This is a genomic window from Streptomyces sp. NPDC059874 (genome assembly GCF_042731135.1).
Taxonomy (GTDB): Bacteria; Actinomycetota; Actinomycetes; order Streptomycetales; family Streptomycetaceae; genus Streptomyces.
Window position 1 is genome coordinate 36,660 of the sequence record NZ_JBHWJY010000068.1, and the last position, 10,038, is coordinate 46,697.

Annotated in this window: 9 protein-coding genes; 7 read left to right on the top strand and 2 right to left on the bottom strand. The window is 73.4% G+C overall.

All coding sequences use genetic code 11. The features are described 5' to 3' along the window. Positions 1-22: 22 nt before the first annotated feature. Positions 23-769: a FadR/GntR family transcriptional regulator gene (locus ACFV9H_RS30670; protein WP_385404553.1), complete on the bottom strand. Its 747-nt coding sequence runs from the start codon at positions 767-769 to the stop codon at positions 23-25. Positions 770-846: 77 nt separating this feature from the next. Here ACFV9H_RS30670 and ACFV9H_RS30675 point away from each other — a divergent pair, with 77 nt between their 5' ends. The 4 genes from ACFV9H_RS30675 (at position 847) to ACFV9H_RS30690 (ending at position 5,807) form a co-directional block, all read left to right on the top strand. Beyond that, a complete protein-coding gene (locus ACFV9H_RS30675) occupies positions 847-2,211 on the top strand; it encodes a glutamine synthetase family protein (RefSeq protein ID WP_385404555.1) in 1,365 nt (454 codons plus the stop codon). 54 nt (positions 2,212-2,265) lie between these two features. Beyond that, positions 2,266-3,630: an aldehyde dehydrogenase family protein gene (locus ACFV9H_RS30680; RefSeq protein ID WP_385404558.1), complete on the top strand. Its 1,365-nt coding sequence runs from the start codon at positions 2,266-2,268 to the stop codon at positions 3,628-3,630. A gap of 5 nt (positions 3,631-3,635) precedes the next feature. Next, positions 3,636-4,421, top strand: a complete 786-nt coding sequence (locus ACFV9H_RS30685; RefSeq protein WP_329387616.1) for a 3-oxoacyl-ACP reductase — start codon at positions 3,636-3,638, stop codon at positions 4,419-4,421. Positions 4,422-4,541: 120 nt separating this feature from the next. Beyond that, the gene (locus ACFV9H_RS30690; RefSeq protein WP_385404560.1) at positions 4,542-5,807 is read left to right on the top strand and encodes a haloacid dehalogenase-like hydrolase; all 1,266 of its coding nucleotides are present in this window, start codon (positions 4,542-4,544) and stop codon (positions 5,805-5,807) included. A 9-nt stretch (positions 5,808-5,816) separates the two neighbouring features. Here the strand turns inward: ACFV9H_RS30690 and ACFV9H_RS30695 are convergent, their stop codons facing one another. Beyond that, positions 5,817-7,010, bottom strand: coding sequence for an amino acid deaminase/aldolase (locus ACFV9H_RS30695; protein WP_385404563.1), 1,194 nt, complete (start codon positions 7,008-7,010; stop codon positions 5,817-5,819). A gap of 231 nt (positions 7,011-7,241) precedes the next feature. Between ACFV9H_RS30695 and ACFV9H_RS30700 the strand changes: the two genes are divergently transcribed. From ACFV9H_RS30700 to ACFV9H_RS30710, 3 genes are read left to right on the top strand one after another with little or no spacing between them, the layout of a single operon-like run. Continuing rightward, positions 7,242-8,030, top strand: a complete 789-nt coding sequence (locus ACFV9H_RS30700; protein ID WP_385404565.1) for a hypothetical protein — start codon at positions 7,242-7,244, stop codon at positions 8,028-8,030. Continuing rightward, positions 8,027-9,217, top strand: a complete 1,191-nt coding sequence (mycP, locus tag ACFV9H_RS30705; RefSeq protein ID WP_385404568.1) for a type VII secretion-associated serine protease mycosin — start codon at positions 8,027-8,029, stop codon at positions 9,215-9,217. The genes ACFV9H_RS30700 and mycP overlap by 4 nt, the downstream gene beginning before the upstream one ends. 30 nt (positions 9,218-9,247) lie before the next feature. Further along, positions 9,248-10,000, top strand: coding sequence for an SseB family protein (locus ACFV9H_RS30710; RefSeq protein ID WP_385404570.1), 753 nt, complete (start codon positions 9,248-9,250; stop codon positions 9,998-10,000). Positions 10,001-10,038 lie beyond the last annotated feature (38 nt).

Below are 10,038 nucleotides of genomic sequence, written 5' to 3' on the forward strand. Positions count from 1 at the left end.
CGAATGCCTCTCGCGCGCCGGATCACGCCAGGAAGCCCCGCAGCAGTGCCGCCGTGCCGCAGCAGTGCTCGCGCATGATCTCCCGCGCCCCGGCGGCGTCCCGTTCCAGCACCGCCTCCACCAGCGCGGTGTGCTGCTGCTGCGAGTGCTCCAGGTTCCGCACGAGCAGCGGGATGCAGTCCAGCAGGTCGTTGACCTTGGCCCGGACGGCCGCGTACTGGGCCGTCAGGGTGGCGGATCCGGCCAGTTCGCACAGGGTGAGGTGGAAGAGGGTGTCCTGGCGGCGGTAGTCGGCGAGCGGGGCGTCGTGGGTGGCGGCCAGCGCGCCGAGCAGCCGGTCGGTGGCCTCCTCGGTCAGTCCCTGGGAGGCGCACAGCCCGGCCGCCCCCACCTCCAGGACCTCGCGGAAGCGCAGTACGTCCTCGATGTCCACGCCCGCGACCCGCCGGCGCAGCTCCTCCTCGGCGCCGCCCGCCGGGGTGTCGGGGCGGGGCAGCACAAACGTTCCGCCGTACCGGCCGCGCCGGGCCTCCACCAGCCCCTGGTCCTGGAGCACCTTCAGCACTTCGCGCAGCGTGACCCGGCTGATCCCCATCCGCTCCGCCAACTCGCGCTCGGGCGGCAGCCGTTCGCCGCCGGACACCAGACCCAGCCGGACCACCTGGAGGATCTGCTCCAGGGCCTCCTCGAAACCGTTGCCCGCCCGCACCTGCCGCAGTACGGGATCCAGACGCCGGGCGGCGTCCCCTTCGCTCGCCGTGTCGGTCATCTTGGCTCCTCCCCTTCCCAAGCAATGGTTCTGTTCAATACCTTAGGCGCACTCGGCTCACCGAAGGAGAGATTCCAGTGGTAGACCGCAAGCCGCCGCTCGCGCCGGAGGAGCTCCGCTCCCTCGTCGCCAGCGGTGAGATCGACACAGTCGTCCTGGCCTTCCCCGACATGCAGGGACGGCTCCAGGGCAAGCGGTTCGCCGCACAGTTCTTCCTCGACGAGGTCCTCGCGCACGGCACCGAAGGGTGCAACTACCTGCTCGCCGTCGACACCGACATGAACACCGTCGACGGCTACGAGATGTCCTCCTGGGACCGGGGCTACGGCGACTTCGCCATGCACCCCGACCTCGCCACCCTGCGCCGCATCCCCTGGAACCCGGGCTCCGCCTTCGTCCTCGCCGACCTCGCCTGGAACGACGGCTCGCCCGTGGTCGCCGCGCCCCGGCAGATCCTGCGCCGCCAACTGGAGCGCCTGGCCGAGCTCGGGTACACCGCGATGGTCGGCACCGAGCTGGAGTTCATGGTCTTCCAGGACACCTACGAGCAGGCCTGGAACGCGGGCTACCGCGGTCTGACCCCCGCCAACCAGTACAACATCGACTACTCCGTCCTCGGGACCGGCCGCATCGAACCCCTGCTGCGCCGCATCCGCAACGAGATGCAGGCCGCGGGCCTGGTCGTCGAATCGGCGAAGGGCGAGTGCAACCTCGGCCAGCACGAGATCGCCTTCCGCTACGACGAGGCGCTCACCACCTGCGACCAGCACTCCGTCTACAAGACCGGGGCGAAGGAGATCGCCGCCCAGGAAGGTGTCTCGCTCACCTTCATGGCCAAGTTCGACGAGCGCGAGGGCAACTCCTGCCACATCCACCTCTCGCTCAGCGACACCGACGGACGCAACGCCATGGCCGGAGACGGGCCAGGGGGAATGTCACCGGTGATGCGGCACTTCCTGGCCGGGCAGCTGGCCGCGCTGCGCGACTTCTCCCTTCTCTACGCCCCCAACATCAATTCGTACAAGCGTTTCCGGCCGGGATCCTTCGCGCCCACCGCGGTCGCCTGGGGCGTGGACAACCGGACCTGCGCGCTCCGCGTGGTCGGCCACGGGCGTTCCATGCGCTTCGAGAACCGCCTCCCCGGCGGCGACGTCAACCCCTACCTCGCCGTCGCCGGCCTGGTCGCGGCCGGGCTCTACGGCATCGAGAACCGCCTCGAACTCCCCGAGGTGTGCGCCGGGAACGCCTACACGGCCGACTACGCGCACGTCCCCGCGACCCTGCGCGAGGCCGCCGAGCTCTGGGAGAACAGCGAGATCGCCAAGGCCGCCTTCGGCCCCGAAGTGGTCGCCCACTACCGCAACATGGCCCGCGTCGAACTCGACGCCTATGACTCCGCGGTGACCGACTGGGAGCTGCGCCGCTCCTTCGAACGCCTGTAATCCCGCCGACAATCCCGCCGACCGACCCGAATCCGAACGTCTGTGAGGCACCACGTGTCCGATGCGCTGGAAGTGTTGAATCCGGCCACCGAGGAAACCGTCGCCATCGTCCCGGCCGCCACACGGGACGATGTCGACGCCGCCGTCGCCCGGGCCGCCGCGGCCCAGCGCGCCTGGGCGGCGGCCGCCCCCGCCGACCGGGCCCGGCTGCTGCGCCGCTTCGCCGCGGTCGTCGACGCGAACATCGAGGAACTGGCCCGGATGGAGGTCCGCGAAGCGGGCCACACCATCGGCAACGCCCGCTGGGAGGCGGGCAACGTACGCGACCTCCTCGAATTCGCCGCCGGGGGAGTGGAACGGCTCTCCGGTCGCCAGATCCCGGTCGCCGGCGGCATCGACGTCACCTTCCTCGAACCCCTCGGCGTCATCGGCGTGATCGCCCCCTGGAACTTCCCCATGCCGATCGCCGCCTGGGGCCTGGCCCCCGCGCTGGCCGCCGGCAACGCCGTCATCCTCAAGCCCGCCGAGACCACCCCCCTCACGGCGCTGCGCCTCGCCGAACTCGCCCTCGAGGCCGGGATCCCCGAGCACCTCTTCCAAGTGCTCCCCGGCCACGGAGCGGTCGCGGGCGACGCCCTCGTCGAGCACCCCGGCGTCGCCAAGATCGTCTTCACCGGTTCCACCCGAGTCGGCAAGCGGATCATGGCCAAGTGCGCCGACCGGGTGAAGCGCGTCACCCTCGAACTGGGCGGCAAGAGCCCCAACATCGTCTTCGCCGACGCGGACCTGGAAGCGGCCGCCGCCGCGGCCCCGATGGCCTTCCTCGACAACACCGGCCAGGACTGCTGCGCCCGCACCCGCATCCTCGTACAGCGCTCCGTCTACGACCGGTTCCTGGAACTCGTCGCGCCCGGCATCGAATCCGTGGCCGTGGGGGACCCGCTCGACGAGAAGACCCAGATGGGGCCGCTCATCTCGCGCACCCAGCTGGACCGCGTACGGTCCTACGTCACCGGTGACCTCACCGCGATCCGAGGCAAGGCCCCCGAAGGCCCCGGCTTCTGGTACCCGCCGACCCTCGTCACGGACGTCGCCCCCACCGCGCCCGTCGCCGCCGAGGAGGTCTTCGGCCCGGTGGCCGTCGTCCTGCCCTTCGAGGACGAGGAGGACGCCGTACGCCTGGCCAACGCGACCGAATACGGCCTCTCCGGCTCCCTCTGGACCCGCGACATCGGCCGCGCGCTGCGGGTCTCGCGCGCCGTGGCCGCGGGCAACCTGTCCGTCAACTCCCACAGCAGCGTCCGCTACTGGACCCCCTTCGGCGGCTACAAGCAGTCCGGGCTCGGCCGCGAGCTCGGACCCGACGCCCTCACCGCTTTCACCGAGACCAAGAACGTCTTCATCAGCACGGAGGCCTGAGACACATGACCACTGAAGAGATCGTCTGCCGCCGCCTGGTCGGCCGCACCGCCGTCATCACCGGAGCCGGCAGCGGCATCGGCCTCGCCACCGCCCGCCGCCTGGCCTCCGAGGGCGCCAACGTCGTCTGCGGAGACATCGACGAGACCGCGGGCAAGGCCGCGGCCGAGGAGGTCGGCGGGACCTTCGTGAAGGTCGACGTCACCAGCCCCGAGGAGGTCGAAGCCCTCTTCAAGACCGCCTTCGACACCTACGGCTCCGTGGACATCGCCTTCAACAACGCGGGCATCTCGCCCCCGGACGACGACTCGATCCTCACCACCGGCCTGGAGGCCTGGAAGCGGGTCCAGGACGTCAACCTCACCTCCGTCTACCTCTGCTGCAAGGCCGCCCTGCCCTACATGCAGCGCCAGGGCCGCGGCTCCATCATCAACACCGCCTCCTTCGTGGCCATCATGGGAGCCGCCACCTCCCAGATCTCCTACACCGCCTCCAAGGGCGGCGTCCTGGCCATGTCCCGCGAACTCGGCGTCCAGTTCGCCCGCGAGGGCATCCGCGTGAACGCCCTGTGCCCCGGGCCCGTCAACACCCCGCTCCTGCAGGAGCTGTTCGCCAAGGACCCCGAGCGCGCGGCCCGACGCCTCGTGCACATCCCGCTGGGCCGCTTCGCCGAACCCACCGAGATCGCCGCCGCCGTCGCCTTCCTCGCCAGCGACGACTCCTCCTTCATCAACGCCACCGACTTCCTCGTCGACGGCGGCATCTCCGGGGCGTACGTCACCCCGCTGTAGGTCGTCCCGTACCACCGGCCGTACGACCGGCCCGTACCACCGGCCCCTACCACCGGCCCGCCCCAGCCGGGCGCCTCGCGAGGCGCCCGGCTTTTTCCTACCCGAACGCGAAGGAGCAGCATGCGCAGGAACAGAACCGCCACCCTCGCCCTCATAACCGCCACCGGCTCCGGACTCCTCCTGGCGCCGCCCGCACAGGCGGACCAGACCTCCTGTCGGCGGGCGGTCGTCGGGTCCGGCTGGTACGGGGACAACCAGGCCAGACTCCAGCAGCTCGTCGACCGGTACGGCACCTGTGGTCGGCGGCACAAGCCCGTGGCCGTCTTCGACTGGGACAACACCGTCGTCAAGAACGACGTCGGCGACGCGACCATGTACTGGCTGCTGCGCAACGGGAAGATCCGCCGGCCGGCCGACTGGGCCACCACCAGCCGCTTCCTGACCCCCGCCGCGGTCACCGCCCTCGCCGACGCCTGCGCCGCCCTCGCCCGCCCCGGCGAACCGCTGCCCACCGGAGCGGCGGAGGGAGCCGGCTGCGCCGACGAGATCAACGCCGTCTACGGCACCGCCGCGACCCGTACCGGCGCCACCGCCTTCGCCGGCTGGGACCGCCGCACCACCGAGCCCTCGTACGCCTGGCTGGCCCAGCTCACGCAGGGCTGGACGGCCCGCGAGATCCGCGGCTTCGCCGCCGCCGCCCGCACCGAGAACCTCTCCGCGCCCATCGGAGCCACCCAGCAGGTGGGCACGGGCACCGCCACCGGTTGGGTGCGCTACTACGAGCAGCAGCGGGACCTCGTGGGCACCCTCCAGAAGTCCGGCTTCGACGTCTGGATCAGCTCCGCCTCCCCGCAGCCGGTCGTCGAGGTGTGGGCCAAGGGCGTGGGCATCGACGCGGACCACGTCATCGGCATCCGCAACACGACCACCCGCGGCGGGAAGTTCACCGCCCACCTCCAGGGCTGCGGATCCGTCCGGGACGGCGCCGACACGATGATCACGTACATCGACGGCAAGCGCTGCTGGATCAACAAGGAGATCTTCGGGGTGCGCGGCGCGGACGCCGAGGAGGTCCAGCCGGCCGCCCGCCGCCAGGTGTTCGCCGCCGGCGACTCCGACACCGACATCTCGTTCCTGCGCGACGCGACCGCGCTGCGGCTCGTCGTCAACCGCAACAAGAACGAGCTGATGTGCCGGGCCTACGACAACAGCGACGGCCGGTGGATCGTGAACCCCATGTTCATCGAGCCGAAGCAGCGGAAGGCCACGCCCTACCCCTGCGCGACGACGGGCTACGTCGACCACGACGGCACCAAGGGCCCGGTCCTGCGCTCCGACGCGAGCGTCATCCCGGACCAGACGGACTCCGTGTACCAGGCGTACTAGGTGTACTGGTCAGAGGAAGGTCTTCCCCTCACCCCGGTACGTCGGGGCACTGGCCGTCACCCTGTCCCCCTCGACGAAGTGCAGGGTGTCGAACCGCTCGCACAGTTCACCGGCCTTCGCGTGCCGGAACCACACCCGGTCGCCGATCAGCAGATCGTCGGCCGGGCTGCCGAGCAGCGGGGTCTGCACCTCCCCGGCGCCCTCCCGAGGGTCGTAGCGCAGCCCCTGCGGCAGGTACGGCACCGGCGACCGGTCGGCCCCGGCCGCGCCGGAGGCCGGATACCCGCCGCCGAGGACGGTCACCACACCCACCCCGGGGCGCCGCACCACGGGCTGCGCGAACAGCGCCGCCGGCCGGCCGGTGAAGGTCGTGTAGTTGTCGAACAGCCGCGGCAGGTACAGCCCCGACCCGGCGGCGATCTCGGTCACCGCACCCTCGGCCGCGGTCTCCGCGACGCTCCCCGTCCCGCCACCGTTGACGAACTCCAGGTCCGGGACCACCTCCCGGACCGCCCGCACCACCGCGGCCCGCCGCGCCGCCAGCTCCCTGCGGGCCGCGCCCTGCATCAGCCGGATCGCCCGCGACCGCACGGGCCGCCCGGCCAGCGAATCCCCGACCCCGGCCACGTGGCCCTCGTACGCCATCAGGCCGACCACCCGGAACCCGGGCCGCGCGCTCACCACCCGCGCCAACTCCGCCAGCTGCGCGGGCTCCCTCAGGGGCGAGCGCCGCGCCCCGACCCGGACCCGCCCGCCGAACAGCTGCAGCGCGGTGTCCAGTTCGAGGCAGACCCGGATCTCCTCGGAGCCGCCGTCCCGGGCCCGGTCGATGAGCTCCAGCTGCGCGGGATCGTCCACCATCACCGTCACGGCGGCGGCGAGCTTGGCGTCCCCGGCCAGCTCCGCGAACGCGGCCCGGTCGACGGACGGATAGGCGAGCAGCACGTCCTCGAACCCCGCCCGGGCCAGCCAGATCGACTCCGCCAGGGTGTACGACATGATCCCGGCGAACCCGGGCCGTGCCAGTACGCGCTCCAACAGCGCCCGGCACCGTACGGACTTGCTCGCCACGCGCACCGGCTTGCCGCCCGCCCGCCGGACCAGGTCGTCGGCGTTGGCGTCGAACGCCTCGAGATCCACGATGGCCAGGGGCGCGTCGAGATGCGCGGTCGCCCGGTCGTACCGGGCCCGGTCGGAAGACATGGCGGCAGCTTGCCAGAGGTATGTACCGGTGGGTAGGGGTCGCGGCCGGGGGCGCCGCTGCGCGGTGCCGCCTTCCCGAACCGGGGCTCCGCACCGTACCCCGCGCCTCAAACGCCGGCGAGGCTGGCTCGTGCCGGCAGCGGCACCGGTCCGTGCGGGACCAAGGCCCGGTGCGGGGACCCCGTAGAGTACGGGCAGGCAGCCGTACAGAACGGGGGGCGGAGCCGCCGGATGACCACGACGACACCGCGGACCGCGGTTCTGGGCGAGCCCGAACAGCCTCCACCCCCGCACCACACCACGCGGCCCCGGCGCCACCCCGTACGGGCACTCGCCGCCGTGCTGTGCGCGACCCTCGGGACCGGCCTCGTCGTCGGCGCCGGCCTCACCGCCTGGTCCGAGCACCGCGCCACCCACCACAAGCCCTCCGCCGACGCCGTCTACCGCAAGGCCGAGTCGCTGTGGCACTCCACCCCCGTGGACAGCCTCCTGCCGCCCGTCCTCGCGGGCCCCTCGGCCGGCCCCGGCGGCGCCGACCGTAGCTGGACGCGGATCGAGCTGGCCCCCGACGCCCCGTGCCCCGCCGCGCTCCCCGCCGACTGGCAACGCCTCCTGGCCCCCACCGGCTGCACCCGCGTGCTCCGCGCCACCTACACCGACGCCACCGGTAGCTCCCTGATCACCGTCGGCATGGTCTTCACCCCGGCCGACGCCCCCGCGATGGCCGAGCTCACCGGGCGGTTCACCGCCCCACCCGCCTTCGGCTTCGCCGACGCGCAGCGCGCCGCCTGGACCGCGTCCGTGCTCTCCGACGCCCCCGTCGTGCTCTACACGGTGTCCGCCTTCGCCGACGGCCGCCTCCTGGACGCGCCCCTCCCCGCCGAGGACCTGATGAAGAAGGACGCCGCGGGTCCCGCCGCCCGGGCCGGACTCGGTCACGAGGCCAAGGGCCTCGCGGGCCACGTCGCCGCCGCCCTGCGCACCGTCACGACCCCGCCCAGCCCGGCGCCGACCCGATGAGCGCACTCGGCCGTACGGTGGCCCTCGCGCTCGCCGCGCTCCTCGCGACCGGTGCCGGCGCGCCCACCGCCGCCGCCGACACCATCCGGGACCGCGAGTGGGGCCTGCTGGCCCTGCGGGCCGAGGAGGCCTGGGGGACCACCCGCGGCGACGGGGTCACCGTCGCCGTCCTCGACACCGGGGTCGACGAGTCCCACCCCGACCTCGCCGGTCAGGTCCTGGACGGCACCGACCTCGTCGGCATGGGCGCCGGCCGCGGCGACCGCTCCTGGGCCCGGCACGGCACCGCGATGGCGAGCATCATCGCCGGGCACGGCCACGGCCCCCACCGGGGCCAGGGCGTGCTCGGCGTCGCCCCGCAGGCGAAGATCCTGCCGGTCCGGGTGATCCTGGAGGAGGGCGACCCGGGCCGTGCCCAGGCCCGCGAATCCAAGGGCGGCGCCCTCGCCGAGGGCATCCGCTGGGCAGCCGACCACGGTGCCGACGTGATCAACCTGTCCCTCGGTGACGACAGTGACTCCGCCCACCACGAGGCGGGGGAGGACGAGGCCATCCAGTACGCCCTCGCCAAGGGCGTGGTCGTCGTCGCCTCCGCGGGCAACGGCGGCGAGAACGGCGACCGCGTCTCCTACCCGGCCGCCTACCCGGGCGTGATCGCCGTCACCGCCGTCGACCGCCGCGGCAGGAAGGCCAAGTTCTCCACCCGCAACTGGTACGCCACCGTCAGCGCCCCCGGCGTGGACGTGGTCATCGCCGACCCCGACCGTTCCTACTACGAAGGCTGGGGCACCAGTGCCGCCGCGGCCTTCGTCTCCGGCGCCGCGGCCCTGGTCAAGGCCGCGCACCCGGAGCTGTCCCCGGCCCAGATAAAGAAGCTGCTGGAGGACACCGCCTCCGACTCACCGGCCGGCGGACGCGACGACGCCCGCGGCCACGGGATGGTGGACCCGGCCGCCGCCCTCCAGAAGGCGGAGGCGATGCAGCCGCAGGCGCCGGTCCCCACTCCCGCCCCGGCCGGGCGGTCCTACTTCGGCTCCGGCCCCGAGCCGGTCCGACCGCCCGAGCGCGCCGCACGGCTCGGCGCCCCGGCGGCGGCCCTGGGGGCGGCGCTGCTCGCGCTGGCCGTCGTACTGGCCCGCCGCCCGCGCCGGGGCACCCGGGGACGGGACGCGCGCGCCGCACAGTAGGGTCGGATCACTGTGGCGAACGAGGCGAACATGGCGAACAACTCGAACAAGAACATTCCCGACCCGGGCTTCTCGGACGACGACGGCTCCGCCGACCCCCGACTGACCGAGGCCCTGGCGGCCTGGTCCAAGGACCGGGCGAAGGAGCCCGAGGTGCTGGCGGCGCTGAAGGACGCGCGCCTGCTGGTCCCGGTCGTCGCCGTGCTCGGCGAGGTGGAGACCGATCCGGAGACCGGGCTCAAGCGCGAGAAGACCAGCGACATGGCCGTCCCCACGCTGCGGGCGGGCGACCGGCGGGCCCTGCCCGCCTTCACCTCGATCGCCTCGCTCGCGCTCTGGGACCCGGCGGCCCGGCCGGTGGCCGTCCCGCTGCACCAGGCACTGGCCGCCGCCGCGCACGAGAAGGCCGACACGGTCGTGCTGGACCTGGCCGGCCCCGTCACCTACCAGCTGACCGGCGCGGCGCTGCTCGCGCTCGCCGAGGGCCGCACCGACGCGGACCCGCTGGCCGATCCCGCCGTACGGGAGGCCGTACGGGCCGCCGTGGCGGCGGAGCCGGCCGTGCTCCGGGCCCACCTGGGCCGGGGCGGCGGCGCCGACTCCGACGGCACCCTCGCCGTCGTGCTGGCGGCCGACGCGCAGGCCCCCGCGGCCGCGCGCCGGGTCGCTCGGGCGCTGGCGGCGGACGAGACCCTGCGGGCCCGGCTGGTGCGCGGGTTGGACCTGGCGCTGCTGCCGTCCGACGGGCCGGTCCCGCCGGGGCAGCCCCTGTTCAGCCGCTGAACGACGGAAGGGGCCGGGCGCGCGGGAACGTTCCCGCG